The organism is Paucihalobacter sp., from assembly GCF_036825875.1.
Lineage (GTDB): Bacteria > Bacteroidota > Bacteroidia > Flavobacteriales > Flavobacteriaceae > Paucihalobacter.
In genome coordinates this window covers 65962-88233 of the sequence record NZ_DAISXK010000002.1, presented here as the reverse complement: position 1 = coordinate 88233, position 22272 = coordinate 65962, and the positions used below count along the sequence as shown (strand labels likewise).

At 34.6% G+C, this 22272-nt stretch carries 13 protein-coding genes; 2 read left to right on the top strand and 11 right to left on the bottom strand.

The window, feature by feature from the left end:
* Positions 1-10: 10 nt before the first annotated feature.
* From V7Z48_RS01330 to V7Z48_RS01285, 10 genes are all read right to left on the bottom strand, one after another.
* Positions 11-1654 carry a CTP synthase gene (locus tag V7Z48_RS01330; protein ID WP_334111582.1) on the bottom strand — a complete coding sequence of 548 codons (1644 nt, stop codon included), beginning with the start codon at positions 1652-1654 and terminating at the stop codon, positions 11-13.
* A 52-nt stretch (positions 1655-1706) separates the two neighbouring features.
* Positions 1707-1940 (bottom strand): DUF3820 family protein, encoded by a 234-nt coding sequence (locus tag V7Z48_RS01325; protein ID WP_428849718.1) that lies wholly within the window; start codon positions 1938-1940, stop codon positions 1707-1709.
* A gap of 5 nt (positions 1941-1945) precedes the next feature.
* Positions 1946-2350, bottom strand: coding sequence for an OsmC family protein (locus V7Z48_RS01320; RefSeq protein ID WP_334111581.1), 405 nt, complete (start codon positions 2348-2350; stop codon positions 1946-1948).
* Positions 2347-4257 carry a LysM peptidoglycan-binding domain-containing protein gene (locus V7Z48_RS01315; protein WP_334111580.1) on the bottom strand — a complete coding sequence of 637 codons (1911 nt, stop codon included), beginning with the start codon at positions 4255-4257 and terminating at the stop codon, positions 2347-2349. The genes V7Z48_RS01320 and V7Z48_RS01315 overlap by 4 nt, the downstream gene beginning before the upstream one ends.
* A 52-nt stretch (positions 4258-4309) precedes the next feature.
* Positions 4310-5845, bottom strand: coding sequence for a glutamine-hydrolyzing GMP synthase (gene guaA, locus V7Z48_RS01310; RefSeq protein ID WP_334111579.1), 1536 nt, complete (start codon positions 5843-5845; stop codon positions 4310-4312).
* Between the two features lie 212 nt (positions 5846-6057).
* On the bottom strand, positions 6058-6756 hold the full coding sequence (locus V7Z48_RS01305) for a hypothetical protein (RefSeq protein WP_334111578.1): 699 nt from the start codon (positions 6754-6756) through the stop codon (positions 6058-6060).
* Positions 6753-12401: a T9SS type A sorting domain-containing protein gene (locus tag V7Z48_RS01300; RefSeq protein WP_334111577.1), complete on the bottom strand. Its 5649-nt coding sequence runs from the start codon at positions 12399-12401 to the stop codon at positions 6753-6755. Before V7Z48_RS01300 ends, V7Z48_RS01305 begins: the two co-directional genes overlap by 4 nt.
* Positions 12402-12424: 23 nt before the next feature.
* On the bottom strand, positions 12425-14593 hold the full coding sequence (locus tag V7Z48_RS01295) for a hypothetical protein (protein WP_334111576.1): 2169 nt from the start codon (positions 14591-14593) through the stop codon (positions 12425-12427).
* Positions 14594-14615: 22 nt separating this feature from the next.
* Positions 14616-15131 (bottom strand): T9SS type A sorting domain-containing protein, encoded by a 516-nt coding sequence (locus V7Z48_RS01290; RefSeq protein WP_334111575.1) that lies wholly within the window; start codon positions 15129-15131, stop codon positions 14616-14618.
* A gap of 117 nt (positions 15132-15248) precedes the next feature.
* On the bottom strand, positions 15249-15896 hold the full coding sequence (locus tag V7Z48_RS01285) for an outer membrane beta-barrel protein (RefSeq protein WP_334111574.1): 648 nt from the start codon (positions 15894-15896) through the stop codon (positions 15249-15251).
* A gap of 435 nt (positions 15897-16331) precedes the next feature.
* Here V7Z48_RS01285 and V7Z48_RS01280 point away from each other — a divergent pair, with 435 nt between their 5' ends.
* A complete protein-coding gene (locus V7Z48_RS01280) occupies positions 16332-17936 on the top strand; it encodes a tetratricopeptide repeat protein (RefSeq protein ID WP_334111573.1) in 1605 nt (534 codons plus the stop codon).
* 85 nt (positions 17937-18021) lie between these two features.
* Here V7Z48_RS01280 and bshC read toward each other — a convergent pair whose 3' ends face one another.
* Positions 18022-19617: a bacillithiol biosynthesis cysteine-adding enzyme BshC gene (gene bshC, locus V7Z48_RS01275; RefSeq protein WP_334111572.1), complete on the bottom strand. Its 1596-nt coding sequence runs from the start codon at positions 19615-19617 to the stop codon at positions 18022-18024.
* Positions 19618-19737: 120 nt separating this feature from the next.
* Here bshC and V7Z48_RS01270 point away from each other — a divergent pair, with 120 nt between their 5' ends.
* Positions 19738-22215 carry a M14 family metallopeptidase gene (locus V7Z48_RS01270; protein ID WP_334111571.1) on the top strand — a complete coding sequence of 826 codons (2478 nt, stop codon included), beginning with the start codon at positions 19738-19740 and terminating at the stop codon, positions 22213-22215.
* Positions 22216-22272: the final 57 nt, after the last annotated feature.

The following is a 22272-nucleotide window of genomic DNA, read 5'->3' as shown; positions in this document are numbered from 1 at the left end:
TAACAAGCCGTTATTTTTGATATGACAGGCTGGCATTATTTGATATTTTTGAATAATGGTGTGCCGACTTAACAAACTCAACAAACAATGGATGCGGACTGGCTACTGTGCTTTTATATTCTGGATGGTACTGAACGCCGATGAAAAAGGGATGTTCTGGCAGTTCTACTACTTCAACCAGACCTGTTTCGGCGTTAATACCAGTAGCTTTCAATCCCGATGATTCAAAGTTTTCTTTATAAGCATTGTTAAATTCAAAACGATGTCTATGCCGCTCGTTAATATGATTGGTTGCATAAACTTGTGCTATTTTGCTGCCTGGTTGTAAATCGCAACTCCAAGAGCCCAATCGCATGGTTCCGCCTTTATCGGTTAAATTTTTTTGCGACTCCATTAAATCAATAACTGGATGAGGCGTGTTTTCATCCATTTCGGTTGAATTGGCATTTTGCAAACCCAGCACATTTCTCCCAAATTCGATAACTGCCATTTGCATTCCTAAACAAATACCCAAAAAAGGAATATTGTGTTCACGGACATATTTTACAGCTTCAATTTTACCTTCTATTCCGCGTTCACCAAAACCAGGAGCGACTAATACACCGTCTAAATGTGACAATCTTGATGCCACTTCTCTTGGATTGATATGTTCTGAATGAATTGATTCTATGTTTACTCGTACCTCGTTGGCTGCACCAGCGTGAATAAAGGATTCGATTATTGATTTATAGGAATCTTGTAGTTCAACATATTTCCCAATTAAACCAATATTTACTTCACTTTTCGGATTCTTGTGACGGTCTAAAAAGGCATTCCATTGGGTTAAATCGGGTGTAGAAGATTTTAATTTTAAGCGCTTAAGCACCACAGTATCTAATCCTTGTTCAAGCATTAAATTGGGTACATCGTAAATGGTTGATGCATCGATAGCCTGAATTACAGCTTCTTCTCTAACATTGCAAAAAAGGGCTAATTTGCGTCTCAAATCTTCAGGTAGTTCATGTTCTGTTCGGCAAACTAATATATCGGCTTGAACACCGCTTTCCATAAGAGTTTTCACACTGTGTTGGGTAGGTTTTGTTTTAAGTTCTGCGGCGGCCGATAAAAAAGGAATAAGTGTTAGATGTATAACCAAGGCGTTGTTTTCGCCGAGGTCCCATTTTAGTTGACGTACAGCTTCTATGTAAGGTAATGATTCTATATCACCAACGGTACCACCAATTTCTGTAATAACTACATCATATTCGCCTGACTGACCTAAAATTTGAATACGTCTTTTAATTTCATCCGTTATATGCGGAATCACCTGAACCGTCTTTCCTAAAAATTCACCTCTGCGTTCTCGGTTGATAACACTTTGATAAATTCGGCCTGTGGTTACGTTGTTAGACTGACTGGTAGGCGTGTCTAAAAAACGTTCGTAATGACCTAAATCTAGATCGGTTTCTGCACCGTCATCGGTAACATAACATTCGCCGTGCTCATAAGGATTAAGCGTTCCGGGATCAACATTAATATAGGGATCTAATTTTTGGATGGTTGCTCTGTAACCTTGAGCCTGTAAAAGCTTTGCTAATGAAGCTGCAATGATGCCTTTTCCAAGAGAAGAGGTCACGCCTCCAGTTACAAATATATATTTAGTTTTAGCTGCCATGATGCGTTGTTAAACGCAGGCAAATTTACAACTTATAATGAACTTGCCACAATTATTCATTTGGAAATTGACGCTTAATATTATGAATTAAGTTTTCGAGTCCGTTAAGCTTAATATCATGCATTTGAGTCATCATTCGGCCTAATTCTCCTGGCGGAAATCCCTTTTGTCGATACCAAACCAAATAATATTCTGGAATATCAATCAAAAAGCGATTTTTATATTTGCCAAAAGGCATTTTATAATGCGCCAATTTGATAAGTTGTTTCGCATCTGGTTGCAGCATGATTTTTAAGCTTTAAAATTGAAAGTGATGTCTCTTTCAATATCTGGATGCAAACTAAAATGAACTGGACAAGTTTTGGCAGTATACTCTAAAATTTTTTGGTTTTTAGAATCTAACTCATTAGGAAATTTAAAGACGATTTTTATTTTTGAAATACGCCTTGGATCGGCCATCATAAATTTTGTAACCTCAGCGATAGTTCCGTCCATATTAACCTGTAACTGCTTAGCTTTAATCCCCATAACCGTGAGCATACAATTTGCCAAACCTGTTGCAACGGTATCTGTTGGCGAAAATGCTTCACCCTTGCCATTATTGTCTAAAGGCGCATCGGTAATATAGGTATTGCCCGATTGTAGGTGGGTATTTTCCGTACGTAAATTGCCTAAATAAGTTACTTTAGAGGTCATTGCTTGGCTTCAACTATATTTAAATTGTCGTATTTTACTATATAAACGGCATCGTTATAATAACCACCGAACAATTTCTTATTGTATTTGAATTTATTTTCTAAATAGGCTGTCTCCATTACTTCGTTGGAAGCTTCGTATAAATTATCACTGGAAGCTAATCTCAATAACACATCTAAGGTAATATCAAAACCTCTCACGGCATATTTGTTTGGCAGTACGCCGTATGTCTCTTTGTATTTCTTTACAAAACCGTTAGAAGTTGCTTCATTAATTGGAACATTAAAACTCGCGTAATGAAAGTTTAAGTTAGACAGGTGCAAGCTTGAGGCACTTTCACCTTCAAAGGCTTTTGTAACGTTGGTAGTGGCAAGTTGTATTTGTGTTTTTTCTGTTTGAAGTCCATTCAACAAACTCAATATATTGGCCACGAAAGCGTCACTATCGGTTTCAAGAAAGACAATGTTTTTTCCTGGTCTGAAAACATCGTTAAAATCGGCCAAATGCAAATAATTTCCATCTTTGCCGTCTTTATTTTTTCTGGAATACATCTGTCTTGCTGCAGGAAAGCTACCCTTTAATTCATCACTTAAAGATCTATTTTTGGAATCTGAAATAATTACAACACGCGCAATGTTTTCTTCTGTTTTCATATAATTGATAAGCGCTTGTTTCATCCGGTCTTTATCGGGTAGTGTTTGAAATACGTTATCGTACAACTTGGTAGGATGTGTTAGGGGAGCAATTATAGGAACTTTTTGCGATTTTAAAGTATTGGCAACTCTATCAAAACTACTAGGCGTTATTGGACCAATGATTGCATCGTACAGACTGAAATCATTTTCTTGTAGTATTTTAGTGACTTCCGAAATTTGACTTCTTGTATCAAAAACTTTCAGATGGGTTGAAATTCCTAATTGTTTTGCTGAATCTAAAGCCATTAATAAGCCAGAATGAAAATCTAATGACATGGATAACAATTTATCACTTCGCATTAAATCCTTAGCCTCAGCGACTGAATCTAAATCTATACGGTGCAGTCTAAAAGGCAACATCACAGCAATAGATTTTTTGCTCAGATTATTAATTTTTTTGCTAAGATTGGTTGTCTCAACTCGCATTTCACCCAAATCAAAGGAATTTTTAATATCGTTTGGCACCTTTAAAATCATTCCTGGCTGCAAACCAAATTCTTTTAGATTAGGATTGAGCGCCTCCAATTCCGCTTGCTTTAAACCTAACTTTATTTCTAATCTATAAAAACCTTCTGCGGGCAATACCTCGTAGTAATTGTATTGCTCATCTTCGATAGTTTTCACCTCATTATCAGCGATATTTGGAACAACCAATTCTTCGCCTGGTTGTAAAATTTCATTCATTCTAGGATTTAATGCCTCTAATTCCGGAATGGTGATTCCGTATTTATAAGCAATGCCCCATTTACCGTCTTTTGGTTGAACAACATATTTTTGAAGTGAGTTTTTTAAAGTTTCCTGGGTTTTAATCGTTTTAAATTTCGGAATTTTAAGGTTATCACCACGCTTTAAATTTTGCGAATATAAAAAGGTATTTTGTTTTTTTATGTCTTCTATGGTAACCGCATATTTATTAGAAATACTGTAGAGTGTTTCCTTTCTTTTTACTTTATGTGATTCGAAACCAACTAATTGTTTATCGTTTAAATCGGAAAGGTTTTTAACATTTGAATTAGGAATGATTAAAACCATATCATAGGAAAATCCTGATTTTGCATCGGGGTTTAATGCCAAAATATCAAAAGGGGTTACAAAATACTGCTTTGCAATTGACTCAACGGTTTCGCCTTTTTGCACTTTATGTGTTTTAAAATCTTGGGCATTTATACACAAGGTAAATGTCAGTAAAATGACAGTTATTATATTTTTCATGTATTTTATTTTAAAACTTGTTGATGTCATGTCATTGATTTTATTTAAAAAGCTATTCCCATTCGATGGTTGCTGGTGGTTTTGAGCTAATATCATACACCACTCGGTTCACTCCTTTTACTTTATTTATGATTTCGTTTGAGGTTTTTTGCAAAAACTCGTACGGTAAATTTACCCAATCTGCAGTCATACCATCTGTACTTTCAACAGCCCTAAGCGCTACACATTTTTCGTAAGTGCGTTCGTCGCCCATTACTCCTACACTATTCACGGGCAGTAAAATTGCGCCTGCTTGCCATACCTTATCGTATAAATTCCACGATTTTAAGTTATTGATAAAAATCGCATCAACCTCTTGTAATATACGAACCTTCTCGCGAGTTAGATCACCTAAAATTCGAATTGCCAAACCTGGACCTGGAAACGGATGTCTGCCCAAAAGCAATGGATCCATGTTTAAGGAGGCGCCTACGCGTCTCACTTCATCTTTAAATAAAGCTTTTAAAGGCTCCACTATTTTTAATTTCATAAAATCTGGTAAGCCACCTACATTATGATGACTTTTTATCGTTGCACTTGGACCTCCAGTTGCTGAAACACTTTCTATCACATCTGGATAAATGGTGCCTTGAGCTAGCCATTTAACACCTTCAATTCGGTGTGCTTCATCATCAAATACTTCGATAAAAACTCTTCCTATTATTTTTCGCTTTGTTTCGGGATCACTCTCACCTTCTAAAGCATCCAAAAAACGTGCCGAAGCATCGACACCTTTAACATTTAGCCCCATACCTTCGTATTGGCGTAACACATCTTCAAACTCATTTTTACGCAACAAGCCATTGTTCACAAAAATGCAGTACAAATTTGCACCAATCGCACGGTGTAATAACATTCCTGCTACAGAGGAATCTACACCTCCCGACAAGCCAAGAACTACTTTATCGTTTCCTATTTTATTTTTTAATTCTTGAACGGTTTCTTCAATGAAAGACTGTGGTGTCCAGTCTTGTTTTACCCTCGCTATTTTAACTAAAAAATTTTGCAGTAATTGTCTCCCGTCTGTTGAATGATATACTTCTGGATGAAATTGAATAGCATAAGTATCTTCGCCTTCAATTTTGAAGGCTGCATTTTCAACATCTGAAGTACTTGCCAACAAAGTTCCATTAGCAGGAAGGTATTTGATGGTATCGGAATGGCTCATCCAAACTTGACTTCCTTGATGAATATTCTCAAAAAAAACTTCGTCTTCTTTAATAAACGACAAATTTGCCCTGCCGTATTCGCGGGTACTTGATTCTGCAACTTCACCACCAGAAAAATGGGCCAAGTATTGCGCACCATAGCAAACGGCTAATAAAGGTTTTTTACCTCTAATTTTTGTCAAATTTGGATGAATTGCTTGATCTGAACGCACCGAAACTGGACTACCCGACATTATAACTGCCTGATAACTTTCAATTTCTTTTGGAATTTTATTAAATGGATGAATTTCGCAATAAATGTTGAGTTCTCTAACTCTACGAGCAATAAGTTGCGTGTATTGCGAACCGAAATCTAAGATTAGTACCTTGTTGTGTTGCATGCGCAAAAATAAGAATAGATTTTAGAACTAGGATTTAGGATTTAGGATTTTTGATTTAACTTTTTAACAGTTTCCATATTTTTTAAAAAAACAGTAGTCCTATTATAGAAGTTAAGTTTTAGTATTGGTAAGGTGGAATATTAGAATTTCAAACCCTACACTTTAGATTGTCAGCTAGGGTTGACCTTAAAGCGTACCCTTTAAGTAAAAGGTTATTCTGAAATTCGAAACTGGTAAACTCCCGATTCTGAAGTGTTTCCAGCAGCATCTTTGGTCAACACGTTCCAATAATAGATTGTACCAGGGTTGACCGATACCGTAAGTTGATTTGCTGTAATATCATTTGAATCTAGACTTGGTGGGTTAGTATTTGCAAAATAGACATCATAAGCTATGATATCGTTATCAACATCATTACCAAGCCACTGAAGTGTTACGGAATTTGTGGCATTAATGATTTGAGCCATACTTGGCGCAATAATATCGGCAGGAAAAGGTGGGTATGTTTGCAAACCTGGACCAGCATTATAAAAATTCCATTGGGCACTGACTCTTGTTTCATTTTGATAATCATAGGCTACTGACCATCTAAATGCCTCGGCACGTTGTATGGCTATTGGAATTATATAGTTGCTAGTTTCATATAGTTCAATATTACCACTACTTAAATTTTCTAGTGTAAGTTTATAAATTTCTGCGTTGGTATTCGGTTCCCATTCAAAATAAACAGTGCTTTCAGTTTGCGTTAGGTTTACACCCTCGTTACATAATGCGTTTTCAGAAGGAAAGATTAATTGCACTCCAGTAAGTGGATCTCCATGACCATTTGAATTTATATCCGAATCATCCGTAGAATCACTGCATCCACCTAGCAGAGTTACTGAACAAAATAAAGTCAATATCCTTTTCATTCTTTTATAATTTTATAAGTAGATGTTGTAGTTTCAGATTGCACGGTAATTATGAATATTCCATCGGTCAAGGCACCTGTATCAAGGCGCGTCTCAACACCTTGATTTATATATGTTTTAGTCAATATCAGTTGCCCTAATGTGGTATATATATTAACAGTTACTTCTTCATTTTGATTATTGGCGAAAATATTTAACTGACTTTTAAAAGGATTTGGATATACTAAAGCACCATCCGAATATATTATACTTTCTTCAAAGTACCCTTGACATTCTCGGTCCGTAGTAATTTTTAAAGTATTAATTCCAGATTGAAGTTGTAGTATAATTGTTGAGTTATGTGTGGTGAAAGTATCGCCGTTTAACTTAACATTGTAGGCGTTACCACCTGACATACTTAAGGATAATTGGTTACTCGATGGCATTCTGCTTGAAAACACTTCAAGTGGATTAGGCTCGGTAATGATAATTGTATAACAACTTTGATAATCTGGCCATTCTTCAATAGTTATACACATTTCATAGGTTCCTGCTAAAAGATTAAAAATATCAACATCATTAGTGAAATTATAAACTTCATTAAAATTTTCTCTGATAAGTGTTGCTGTGTAAGAGTAAAGTTCCTGAGCAATAATGTTGATTTTACCGTTATTACTATTTAAACAAGTTTCACCCGTTATTGAAATGGCGAAGTTATTATTTGGTAAATCCGGAATGGCACAACCAAATAAATCTACAGTGGCGCCAAATGGGGTGTTTGGACAGAGATCATCTTCATTTGGTACACCGTCATTATCGGCATCATCACATATTAATTGATAACTAGCAGAAGCATCTTTGAACCAATTGTTATATAATCCATCTGTATTTGAAATTACGGCTATAGGATCATCAACCAAAATGCAGAATAAATCCGGATTATTAATTGCGTTAAACAACTGTAAGTTTTCGTTGTTACCATTTTGCATATTTAGCTGATCACCGACCAATGAATTTGATTGGCAAAATAGACTAGTTAAAACAGGATTTTGGGAAACATCTAAACCAGTTAATAGATTTGATTCACAGTTTAACTTCTCTAAACCAGATAACACATTTAGGTTAAGATTGGTCAGTTCATTATTAGAAACATTTAGGTCTCGAAGTCCTAAATTAAAATCAAAATTCAACTGTGTTAAATTATTCTGTGAAACATTCAATACCGCTAAACTTGACAGCATTGATAGGTCTAAATTGGAAAGTATATTATCGGATGCGTTTAAATTTACCAAAAGGGGATTATTGCTCAAATCTACTGTTTCAATAGTATTACCTTCAAAATTTAATGTTGAGAGACTAATAAAAGCTTCAATACCTGTTAAGTCCGAAATTTCGCGTTCTGCAATATTTAAAAAGGTGATAGCTTCAATGTTTACTGTAGGCACATAATTATCTAAATCTCCCGTATCGTAACCCAAATTTATTAGGGTTTGCTCAAAATTATTATCAGGCACATAGGTTAATCCGAAAAAACAATTTATTGCAAGCTGAGTGGCAGCATCTACGAGCCAAGTTGCATTGTTGGGAACTGTGCCATTATCGGTTTCAATACAGGTTAAATTTGGATTATTTTGAGCATTTAACTCAGTAAGAATAAGGTTTTGACCATTTCTTATATTTAGTGTTTCTAGAAGATTTGACTCACAACTTAAATTGGTGAGCAACTGATTTTGTTGAAAATCTAGTTCTAAAAGGTTGTTATTATCAGCATTAAAAACTAGTAAGGATAATACTTCACTTGGGATAAAAGCTGTGAATATATTATCTGAAATATTTAAGATTGACAAGTTTGTATTTGCAATTAAATTGAGGTTACTTATGGCGTTACTTGAACAGTTGACGGTTGTTAAAGCCGTGTTGCTTTCAATATTTAAATTAGCTAACAGATTATCTGAACAATCAAGGTTAAGCAAGTTCACATTAGAACTTAAATCGATTTCGCTCAGATTATTATTTGAAAAGTCTAGATTTTCTAATGCGGTAAAATCTTCAATTCCTGTGAGATCAGCTATATTATTTGAACTCACATCAAGACTTAGTAGTGTTTCTATATTGGCTGTTAACACATAGTTATTTAACGGACCTGTATCCAATCCTAAATCTATCAAGGCCTGTTCAAAATTATTGTCTGGCACATAAGTTTCACCAAAATTACAGTCCTCATTGTAAGTGGTAGTTTGGTCCTTAATCCAATTTGCTGGTACATTATTGACATCATCTACTTGAATACAGGTTAGGTTTGGATTTCCAGAGGCATTAAAACTAGCAATTTCTGAATTAATCCCATTTTGAATATTAATAAAATCAAGTAAATTATTGGATACGTTAACAGCAATGGTTTCTGGGCAAAATTCTGTTTGGCTAGGTTGGAAAACACATGCTCCCTGGGCCATCGTACTTAAATCTAAAGCATCTTCAATTTGGTTATTGCTCGCATTGATTCTTTTTAAGGCTGCTAAGTTATTAGACAAGATTAAACTAGTTATGTTATTTGAGTTAAAATTGGCCTCAACGATATTGCTATTATCACTTAAATCTAGTTCTATTAATTGATTGTTAGCACAGGATAATATTTGAAGCTCTATATTTGAGTTAAGATTTAATTCAGGTAGGTCATTAAAATCGCAATTGAGGCGTTCGAGCACTGTGTTTTCAGTCAATATAAGTTGAGATAAAATGTTTTGAGACACTTCAAGTTCCAATAAATCAGTATTATTGAAAAGATTTAACTCAGCAATTTGATTGTTGGTAATGGATAAAAAATTTAAGGCTGAATTACCTTCAACATTCAGTTCTGTTAGCACATTTGATCCACAATTTAACGAGGTTAAAGCTTGATAATGGGCAATTGACAAGTTTGATATGTTATTATTAGCACAGCTAAAAACCGTTAAGGATGAATTCATTTCCTCGGTGGTAATTAAATCATTTAGTTGATTACTATTGATGTTTACATTTTCTAAAGCCTGATTACTAATGAGGTCTAAACTTGTTAAATTATTATTTGACGCATTTAAATTTCGCAAAAATGAATTAGAATTCACATCGAGTAATTGAAGATTGTTATCGGCGCAATCCAAAATTTCGAGATTGAGATTCAGGGATGTATCAAGATAACTTAAGTTGTTACTGGCACAAAACAATTCTCTTAAACTCACTGTTCCAGTAATATTTAGTAATCCGTTTGGATCATTAACATCGTTGGTAAGAAGATAATTAGAGCTACAGTTAAGACGCTCTAAACGAAACATATTACTTACATTCAAATCATTTAAGAAATTACCACTGCAATCTAATTCAATAAGCGACTTAAAATCTTGAATTCCTGTAAGATCCTCAATGCTTTTATTACTTATATTCAGACTTAAAACCTGTTCGATATTAGATGTTAATACCTGGCCATCAACCACATCATCATAACCTAAATTAATAAGAGCCTGCTCAAAAAAAGCATCCGGGATTGCTGTAAAACGGTTATTGACACAATCGTCATTATAAGAAGCGATTGTATCCTTTTGCCAACCAGCTGGGATATTTTCAACGATGTTATTATCGACATTGATACAGTATAAATTTGGGTTAGTGGTAGTATTAAAAGTGGTTAGTAAGTTATTATTTCCGTTTTTAACATTCAAGTTCAATAAGGCATTGTTATTAGCAAACACGCTTATTAAAGCTGGATTTAACGTGAGATTTAGGTCTAATATTTGATTATTGGAACAATCCAACATTTGTAAAGCTGATAGCGTGCTTAAATTTAAAGCTGCTAGGGTATTATTTGAGCAATACAAACTTTCTAGACTTATAAAATCTTCTATACCTGTCAGATTTTCGATGGCTAAACCCGAAATATCCAAAGCTACCAACGTATTAATATCAGCCGTTGCCACATAATTATTTAAGGTATTATCAGAATCAATTCCTAAATCGATTAATGCTTGCTCAAAATTATCATCAGGAATGTAGGTGCCACAGTCTAGGTTGAAAGCTGCCGTTGCGTCTTTTTGCCAGCCAGGTGCTGCATTGGCAGTGCCTACATCATCTACTTCAATACAAAACAAATTGGCATTATTTGTTGCATTTAAAGCGGTCATCACATTATTATTGCCATTTTTCAGGTTTAAGGCAAACAAATTATTATCGTTACAAAACACACTTGTAAGTGCCGAATTGGCAACAAGGTTTAAATATTCTATTTGATTAAACGAAACGTCTAAATCGTTTAATAGCAAGTTATTACCTAGATTAAAACTATCAAAATTATTATTAGAACAATGAAGTGTTGTTAAAGCCATGAGGGTGCTGACATCCAAAGAAGGTATTAAATTATTAGAGCAGTATAAGGTTACTAAAGAAAAATTAACCCTTATATCTAAGGCTGTCAAATTATTATTTGAAACCTCTAATTCTTGAAGAAATGTGTTATTTGAAAGGTTTAAATTTTCAATATTATTGCTACTACAATCTAGGATTTCTAAGGCTATGAAATCTTCGATACCAGTTAAATTTGAAATGGATTTATTCGAGATATTTAAATTTTCTATGCTATTTATATTTGCAGTTAATATTAAATTGTCTAGGGTATCGTCGTAGCCTAAATCGATTAAGGCTTGTTCAAAATTATTATCTGGAATATAAGTATAGATGTCTTCGCAGGTAGTTTCGCTATAATAGGTCCAATCATCTTTAATCCAACTAATCGGCGTGAATTCGGGGTCAAGTTGAATACAAAACAACTCAGGATTCTCAGAGGCATTAAACACTACAAATAATTCGTTAAATCCATTACTTACAACTAGGGAAGTTAATCGATTCCTTGATACATCAACTGAGGCAGAACCTTGACAAACCGTTAAAGGATTGGTTTGGGGTTCTGGGCAGGTCAAGGTGTTTACTGTGCTTAAATCTAAAGTGGTTAACAAATTACCTGAGGCGTTCAAGGTTTTTAATACAGTATTAGATGTTAAATTTAATGTTGAAATCTGGTTTGAGGCACAAAATAAACTTTCTAAGTTAAGGTTTTCTTCTACTGAAAGCTCACCTGTAATTCTGTTGTTAGAAACGGCCAACAAAGAAAGGTTTGAGTTGTTTGAAACATCGATAGATGTCAGTTGATTGCCAGAAGCAGTTAGGCTTTTTAAAGCAGTATTATTTGTTACAATTAAACTCTGTAATTGGTTGTTTGAGCAATTAAGTGTTTCTAAACTTATGTTGTTATTCAGCATCAACTGTGTAAGCCTATTTGCTCCACAAAGTAGTGATGCCAAGTTTATATTGCTTGATACATTAAGATTAGATAAATTATTATTACTACAAAACAGGGTTTCCAAAGCCGTGAAGTCTTCTATACCTGTGAGGTCTGTGATACCTAAGCCAGAAATATCCAATAAAACCACATTATTAATTCTATCGGTTAGCACTAAACCGTTGTTTGCAATTCCGTCTCCCATACTTTCGGGATCGCCAACGTTAACTTCAATCCCATCTGAGGTATGTGTTTCTAAATAATTTTCGAAAATAGGATCCAGTATTGCAGTAGTTTGGCCGTTTAAAAGTGCAGAAACACTTATAAATACAAGCAAAAAAATGGTAGCGTTAATTTTCAAAATATTCGCATAATTTTAAAGGCTTAATTTTTTCTGCCTTTATCTATTTGTTTGTGGTAATGAATTTGCTTTTGAAGTTTAGTTACTAACTCATTTATAAAATCGTTGCGAAACTTCTGGTCGGTTTTTAGTTTATTCCAAACTTCTATATTGGCTTCGTACATACCAGATTCGCGCATCGCTTCTTCAGCAGCAACAACCGCATTTTCTATATCCTCTTTCGTGATTTCAAAATATATAATATCACTTTCGTCAGATTCGATTATTTCGTATTTTCTATGATTTTGGTGGGTAGTTGCGGTATCATCATCAGGCAGGGTTGCTTTTGTATTTGATGTTTTCTCTTTGATTGTCAGCGTTTCCAAAATCTCATTAACCAAAGTTTTTAAGTTGTTCAGCTCTTCCTGTTGCTTATTAATTTTATGTTCGAGTGCTTCAACGATATGATTATTATCATTGGTATTAATACCTATTGCTACGTTGATGTAATTAAGACTTGCCATGTCGTTGTTTTCACTCCAAGCAATTCCTACAATATTCTTTATATCTTTCAGGTCGATTTTATTTGGGGAAACCGCTATACCGACACCATCATTTTTTCCACTAGGAATGATATAATCACCTATTTGTACCTTACCAAAAACCTTAACAGGAACTTGCCCCATAAAAGCCACTTTTTCGTAGTCCTTAATTCGGTTTTCTTGAGGCATATTACCGAGTACTATGGGTTTGTAAGAAACCACCATAAAGCGTTCAGCATTTTCAACTGCTTTAGAAATTTTACCTCCAGTTACACCAACAATATCACCATAGGTCATTTTTTCACTGTTGTTTTGCCTCATTAAGTATTCGGCGTAATCACCGGCACCTGAGGCATAGGTTACGCCCTGATTGGCTTCTTTAATGCTGTTGTATTCATTTTTATTATCTATGGCTATAAAAATTCCAGCACCTGCAGTCACCGCCTGAATAGTTACCACCACAGATTCGGTAGTATATTTAAATATCATTGAAGGAATTGGTGCCGTTACGCAAGCGCCAAGTCCAGCACAGCCTGTAGATGACGATAGCGCCATGGCAGTTCCTGTTAAAGCCGCATATACATCTGCGGCCGCGAATAAGCCATCAATACCTGCATCATAAATATCATAATTAAGTGACGATTGGTCAAAATTATAATCGGCATTATTTGTAAACTCAGCAGGTGTTTCACCTTCTATTCTTCCCCATGGTATTTCCCTAGTATCATCATAAAAGGTAATAAAGTTGGTATTATTATTTCTACTCCCATTGACCTGGATGGCTAAGCCATAATCACTACCTTGAATAATTACAGGATGCCTATACTTTCCTAAGCCAGTATCTGTTGCACCTTGTCCTGTTAAGATGATAGAAGAGTTTTGACCATCAATAAAAGTTTGACCAGAAATTGTAGTTGATTCAGTCACAGTTAAATTAGCAGCTGACAAATCGCCAAAATTAGCTTCCCCATTTACTCTTAAATCATTCAATGTGGTTTGCCCTATAACATCTAAAGTACCATTTAACAGGCTACTGCCGTTAACGGTTACATCGCCAGATAGATTAGTAGGACTATTATTGTTTACATTGAAAGCCTCATTTAAGTTCGTAACACCATCAACAGACAAGTTCCCGGTTAAATTAGTTGCGTTGCCATTATTGACATTTAGAGTGCTATTTAAATTTGTTGGCCCTTCCACTTGCAATTCGCCATTTAAAAATGTTCTATCATCTACCGTTAAGGTTCCAGTAGCCGTAATATTTCGGTGGTAAGCGAAAGGCAGAAAGGTTAACCGTTCCCTACTCATAGTTTCAAAATTGTTGCCAGCGTCAAAATCAATTTCAACCTTTAAATCTTTTGGCGTGCCATCCCAGCTTATTTCCTTAAAATAGTCATGGTCACCATCACCGATTAAGAGGTTGATACGTCCAAATTCGTCAGTTTCTGTAATTTGAACTTCTTGAAATTCAATTTGGTTACCACTATCATAAATTGTAAATCTTATAGCTATTGTGGTACTTGGCAAATAATTATCTTCGGAATCGATACCTGGTAATTCCAATACGTTAGGACTAATGATCACTGCTTGGTAGGTGATACCATCAGTTTGGGCAATGATTTGAGATAATAAACAGATAAAGCATCCTAAAGTTAGTAGTAGTTTTTTCATGATTTCTGTTTTTTTGTGTCTTTTAAAATTTAATGAGTTTTGCATTGTAGTGCTTTCCGTTGGAGACCATTTTCAATAAATAACTTCCACTTGAAATGTTATTTAATATCAGTTGAAGGTTTTGTGCGGGCAAAAACTCTTGAGCGTGCACAATTTTACCATGAACATCATAAATTAATAGCCTAATAGGATATTTCATCGCATTGCCGAATGCAATATTGATAATTTGAGTAAAAGGGTTTGGATAAATTTTTGCCTTAAGTTTCAGTTCAAAATCTCTTTGAGTTTTAATTTTATACATTGGCTGTTGGTAACCTTGTCTCAAATAGTAACCATTGTTGGTGTGAGTTCCGATCACGCTCGATTGGCCAACGCTTTGACTGAGCATGTAAACACCGTTTTCGGTAACTACAGCCTGCGATGAGCCACTGCTGCCAAGATTAGAACGAATGATGCGATATGCTGAGTTGTCCTGCGCAAAAGTGACTTGTAAGAATGCAAGCGTAATTATATATATCGGTAACTTTATGATGTTCATTATGCTTTTTGAGTTAATCTATGAAGATTCAGAAATGATTCTAAACTTATAACTAAATCTTTATTCATTCTATAATTAATTTGTATGTCCACTCTTTGTCTACTATAATCTGGTCGCCTAAAAACTACAATAACACTTTGGTAGATTAATGATTATCCCAAGTCCAAATTGGTGTGCATTTAGATTTAGTTTTTCACCATTCTCTTCACCGCCTATTAGTACCGTGGTTCCGTAATTATACCCTACAAATAGGGCGGTGCTTCCTGAAATTGGATATTGCATTTCGATACCACCTCTGAAGAAAAATATAGTATTATTAAATTCTTCTTCCCCAACAAGGTTAAATACATCATTGTTTATGGTTTGTGTGCCTCGGATTAAGAATTCTGTAGACAAAGCGGTATTTAAAAAAAAAGAAAGGTCTCTCAATTCAAATAATCTTATACCTAAACCTGCCTTTATCCCTAAATAACTGACATCCCATTCAAAAAAATTATCTACTCTACTTTCACTACCAATCGCGCCATAGTTGTTGTAGGTTGCTCCAAGAGAAAGAAATAAGGTATTTCTAGTGTTAATTCCTTGTCTGTAACCCATTCCAAAGTTGGTATTTGATGTTGATAACAAGTTATCCAGAGGTTGTCCCTGTGAATTATCATAATCAAAAGACGAGATGGTTGTACCAAATTCAAAGTAAAGTTGTTGGCTAATACATGAATAACTCATTATCAAAGCACCTATAAAAGTGGCACAACTTTTTACCATGAAATCAATTTTTGCATAGCCAAAATAGAAAAGAAATCCTCTCAAATTACAGAAAACACATGTTGTCCACCTTTTGTCCACCATATAAAAAATGGATATTTCTATTTTTTAATGATCTTTAATACAGGGAGACAACAGTACTTTTAACCATTATAATTCACTGATTTTAAAATAGTTTGTTATAATTTAGAATATATGCTATCTTAGATAAACCAACCACTAGAAACTATGAGCCTTTTAACCCCGTCAATTAATGTCCCATCGATCCAAAGCTTTATACATACTTCTCTTGCAGTGGACAGATTGCTTTCACTTTTGATTTTAGTATTTTTCCTGACTATTAACATTAGTCATTGTCAAAATCAAAAAAGGGTTGACAGTCTTATACAAGTAGCATCAATTCAAACAGATACAACACAAATTATTTCTTATGCAATGTTATGGGCAGAATATATCTATGTAGATCCGTTAGCTTCGAAACCTTATTTAGATAGTACGATAATGCTGGCAAAACGTCTGAAGAACAAAAGATTTATTGCAAGAACGACCAATTATTTAGGAGTTTACTATAATATGACTTCACAGTACGAAAAATCAGACTCAATTTATGATATAGTGATTGATATGTACACGGAATTGGATGATATGGTTCAAGTTTCCGCTGTTCTTAATAATAAAGCCAATACACTAAGAAGTTTAGGACGCTTTAAAGAATGTTTAGAAGTACACATGAAAAGTTTGAAACTCAAAGAAAAAATAGGTGATACAGAAGAAAGTATTGCCGCAAGCTATTGGAATATTGGCAACATTCAAGGTGATATCGCCAACTACGATATTTCTAATGATTACTATACTAAAGCAAAAGTTATCTATGAAAAATTAAATTTAAAGGACGATATATCCAGTATGAATGTAAATATGGCTATTAATCTAAAAAATCAAAAACAATATGAAGAAGCAAAATCCCTATTGCGCGTCGTAGAACCTTATTACAAGGAACAAAATTACAACAATGATTTAGCAGGAATTTACGATAATTTAGGTTGGGTTTATGCTGCACAAGACAGTTTAGATCTTGCAGAATACTATTATAATAAATCCTTAGATTTAAGCCAGCAATACGGTGAAACCTCTCTTATTGGTTTAAACCTCAGGCATCTCGGAGAACTTTACAATAAAAAAGGTGAACATATGAAAGCCTTAAAATACATGGAAGATGCCATACAAATAGCAGATGAAACAGGAACCCGTAAGAAAAAGATTGGCGACCTCTTAGAGATATCTAAAGCTTATGCTGGTTTAGGACGTTATAAAAAGGCTTATGAATACCATACTGAATACCATAAGCTTCACGACGAAATTTTAGGCAAGGAAAAAATTGAGCGAATGAATGAATTAGAAATTCAGTATCAAACTGAGAAAAAGGAAAAGGAGCTCATTATTAAAACAAATGAAATCAAACTTTTAGAGGAACGAAAGCAAAAAGCTGAAAGTGAAAAGCTATTCCTTCTCATTTCACTTATTGGTGCCACGGCATTAGCTATTGCAATAGTTTACGGATTACGCCAAAAAATGAAACGCAATAAAGTTGAACGTGAAAAACTAGATAAGGATTTAGAATTTAAAGAGAAAGAACTCACTACACATGCCCTACATTTAGCACACAAAAATGAGGTGCTACTTGATTTAAAAGCACAATTAAAAGAATTAAAATTAGATTCTAAAAATGCCAGACAATATCAAAAAATTATAAACAATATTAATCTAGACATAAATAACGACAGTACTTGGGAACAGTTTAGAAGTTACTTCGAAGATGTACATAAAGACTTCAACTCCAAAGTGATGCGAGCTTATCCCGATTTAAGCAATAACGACTTGCGTTTGATGTCACTTTTAAAGATGAATCTTTCTAGTAAAGAAATTGCAAATATTCTCAATATTTCTATTGAAGGTGTTAAAAAAGCACGGTATCGACTTCGTAAAAAATTGAATTTAAGTACTGAAGAATCGTTACAAGAACTCGTTATTGAATTATAATTAATGGGATTCTAAAAAATTCGATTTTATCAATTGAATAACTAAAATTGAACCTGCTAGAAAGATGAACTTAAAAATCAATTATCTATAGCTTCACTATAGAAAATTCCACTTTTAATGGCTGTAAATGTGCTATTAACTCAGGGATTAAAGACTCGCCATATTCCAAATAAATCTCCGAAAAGTTTAATTGTCGTTCCTGTAAACTTTGATTAGGAAAAAGTTGATTGTGATGGTCTGCCAAGCGCTCTACTTGATCTTTGAGTTTTCGTTTTTGTGCTTTTAAAAGCCGTTTTTCCAAATTTTCGAGACCCTTGATCTGCTTTACTTCTTGTGCTTTAACAGCACCTTTAAATGATGCATCGGTTTGTTTGGCTAAAGCGTGTAAATCTTCAAATTGTTTTTTTAAATGTTCTTTTTGAGGAGAAAAATCGATATCAATGTTCGAAATCTGTCTGATTTTCTTATTGATTAAGGAATCTTTACCTAAAAATAAATCTTTATTTGAAATGTTGAGCTTTCTTAATTTCTCTGCAATAGAAGTTGTTTTTATCAAGGCAGAATTACGAAGTAATAATATAGGAAAGATCACTTTTTGAGCTTCAAAATTAGATTTTAGTTGCAACCAATAAGCCAATTCACCACCACCACCGATGTAACATAAATTCGGCAAAATAACTTCTTGATACAATGGTCTTAAAACTACATTTGGACTGAAACGTTCGGGGTGGTCGAAAAGTTCCTTTAAAATCTCTTCTTTTGAAAAACTGATTGTCGTGTCAACCACCTGGAATTTATCATTCAACATGGTAATTCGTTCCCTAAATCCATCTTTCAAATAAAAGAAATTAATATCTCTAGGATTTACCTGTGTTCCATAATCGAGCGCTTCAATTTCAATATTTGTTTTTGTGATATGTTGAAATGCCAGTTGCTGAGTTAATTCTTTTTCAACATACGGTATCATGAGTTTTTTCAACGCTTTGTCTTGAGCATCGATGATTACTAATCCATAATCGGCAAACAAAGCATTGGCTAGATATCGGGTGGCATCACTTAAATTGTCGTAGTTTAAATAGGCTTCCTTAAAAAGTGTTTTTAGCTTATCGGCATTTGTGCCTACTGGCAAATCGGATGCAAACACCTTAAGTACAGCCTCTAACCCTTCTGTCGAAAGTGCCCCTACGGCCCCGGAAGTTTTTTTGGGCCAGCGTATTTTTTTTCCTTTGAAATTAAAGTAATTGATTTCTTCAAAATCGTGGTCTTCGGTAGCCATCCAATAAATGGGTACAAAATTATTTTCAGGATGGCTTTTCTTTAATTCCTCGGTTAGATTTATTGTAGAAATAATCTTATACAAAAAATACAGCGGACCAGTAAATAGATTTAATTGATGTCCTGTTGTGACTGTAAAAGTATTTTCGGATTTTAATAGATTTATGTGCTGCGAAGTTGCTTCAGACGGATTAAAATTTGCGTATTGAGTAGTTAAAACCGCAGCTAAAATCTGTCTGTTTTCTATTGGAAAAGAGGCTTTTTTTTCAGCTATTTGATCTTTAAAATTGTTGAGATTTGGAAATCTATTATAAAACTGTTTTAACTGCGGTTTGCCTTCAACATAATCGCAAATCAGATTAGAAAAATAGTTAGTGTCACTGTAAGGAATACACTCGATTGGCATAACAAAATTGAAAATATGGGTAAATATACAGTAGATTATAATTCTATCTCCTAAATATAAGTTAATTCATAATTGGCAATATAATACTTACTTTTACATTTATTTTTTAAAACATTTTTAATGAGATTACTTTCTTTATTATTGATTGTCGCTTTAGGCATCCTTCCTATTCAGGCGCAATTAAAGTCGCCATCACAATTTTTTGGTTACGAACTTGGGTCAGAATTCACTAGACATTATGAAGTTGTAGATTATTTTGAACATGTCGCTTCTTCCAACAAAAATCAAGTTAAACTAGAATACTATGGAAAAACCAACGAGCGCAGAGATTTGATGATTGCCGTTATTTCTTCCGAAGAAAATGTTAAAAACTTAGAGTCGATTAGAAACAACAACCTAGCGAATATTGGAATAACAGATGGAGATAAAACCAAAAATAATCCTGCCATCGTTTGGCTAAGCTATAACGTGCATGGCAACGAAGCTTCCAGCACAGAAGCCAGTATGCTAACCATTTATAAATTACTTACAGAAAAACAAGAATGGCTTAAAAATACCATTGTGATTATTGACCCATGCTTAAATCCTGATGGAAGAGACCGCTATGTAAATTGGTTTAACGAAACCGCCAGCAAGCCTTATAACACAAGTCGTCAAGCATCCGAGCATAGTGAACCATGGCCAGGCGGCCGACCTAATCATTATTTATTCGATTTGAATAGAGATTGGGCTTGGGCTACACAAATAGAAACCCAAACCCGAATTAAAGTTTACAACAAATGGATGCCACATATACATGTTGATTTTCACGAGCAAGGCATCAATGAACCTTATTATTTTGCCCCAGCGGCCGAACCTTTTCACGAAATTATAACCGATTGGCAGCGTGATTTTCAAATTGAGATAGGAAAAAACAACGCCAAATATTTTGACGAAAACGGCTGGTTATATTTTACTCGTGAACGTTTTGATTTGTTTTACCCGAGTTACGGGGACACTTATCCTACCTATATGGGCGCGATTGGAATGACTTATGAGCAGGCCGGACATGGCATGGCTGGATTGGGAATTTTAAACGACGAAGGTGTTGAACTTACGCTGGTAGACCGCCTTACACACCACACCACTTCTGGGCTTGCAACGGTTGAAATGGCTCACAAAAATGCTGAAAAACTTAATGAAGAATTTGCTAAGTTTTTCAACAATAAAAATTTTAAATATAAAAGTTATATACTTCAAGGTAGTAAAGACAAAATAGACCGACTAAAAAGTTTGTTGCTACAACACGGTATAAAATTCGGAAGTCCAAAAAACATAAAAGTTACGGGGTATAAGTATAGCACAGGAACTCAAGGAAGCATCAATACCTCGGCTAGCGATTTAGTAGTCAGTACAAATCAGCCAAAAGGCAATATGGTAAAAGTACTTTTTGAACCGAATGCCAAACTTTCCGATTCGCTTACCTACGATATTACAGCGTGGAGTATTCCTTACGCGCATGGTTTGGAAGCAATTGCTGCTACTCAAGAAATTGAGCATTTTGAAGTACTTGAAAGGCTTTACATTGAGCCTTTAAAGGATGCTTACGGTTATATCAATAAATGGAACGATTTGGAGGATGCCAAATTTTTGTCAGCCTTACTACAAGCAAATATTCGGGTGCGATTTAATGAAAAACCATTGATTCAAAAAGGCATAACCTACCAACCTGGAAGTTTGATAATCACCAAAGGCGATAACCAAAAACACAAGGATTTCGTAAATAAATTAGACAGTATTGCCCAAGAATACAGAAGACAATTAAGCCCAATTTCAAGTGGCTTTTCGGATGTGACACCCGATATTGGTTCACCCGATATCAAACTTATTAATCAGCCAAAAATCGCCTTGTTAAGCGGTGATGGCACATCGTCTTTAAGCTTCGGTGAGTTATGGCATTTTTTTGAAAAACAGCTGAATTTTCAGGTGACCGTCATTCATACAAATCACTTTCGAAATGTCAACTGGAGCGATTTTAACGTGCTCGTTATGCCAAGCGGTTATTACGGAAGTGTTTTAACTGAAGACAATTTAAAAAGTCTAAAAGACTGGATTTCTAAAGGTGGAAAAGTTGTTGCTATAGATGGTGCCATGCGTGCTTTTACGAATGATGATAGCTTTGGACTTCAATACAAAACCAAAGAAGAAACCGAAAAAACACCTAACCTAACAACTTACGCCAATCAAGAGCGCGCCAACACCAACCAAATGATTACGGGTGCAATTTTTAAAACAACAGTTGACGCCACCCATCCCTTAGCGTTTGGTTATGGCGATCAATATTTCACACTCAAATTAGGAAACACCAATTACAAGCTTTTAGATTCAGGTTATAACGTCGCATATATTGATAACAACACGAAGCCGTTTTCCGGTTTTGCAGGTTCAGAAGCTATCAAAAACTTGAACCAAACTATGATATTCGGCGAGCAACCTTATGGTAGAGGAAGTTTAATCTATTTATCTGATAATCCAATGTTCAGAAGTTTTTGGGAGAACGGAAAACTATTTCTAATCAATGCAATATTCTTTGTAAACAACAATTCATTTACGCTTTAATTAAAATAATAATGATCACAAAAACTATTAAAATCGCATGCCTTTTGGCAATATGCT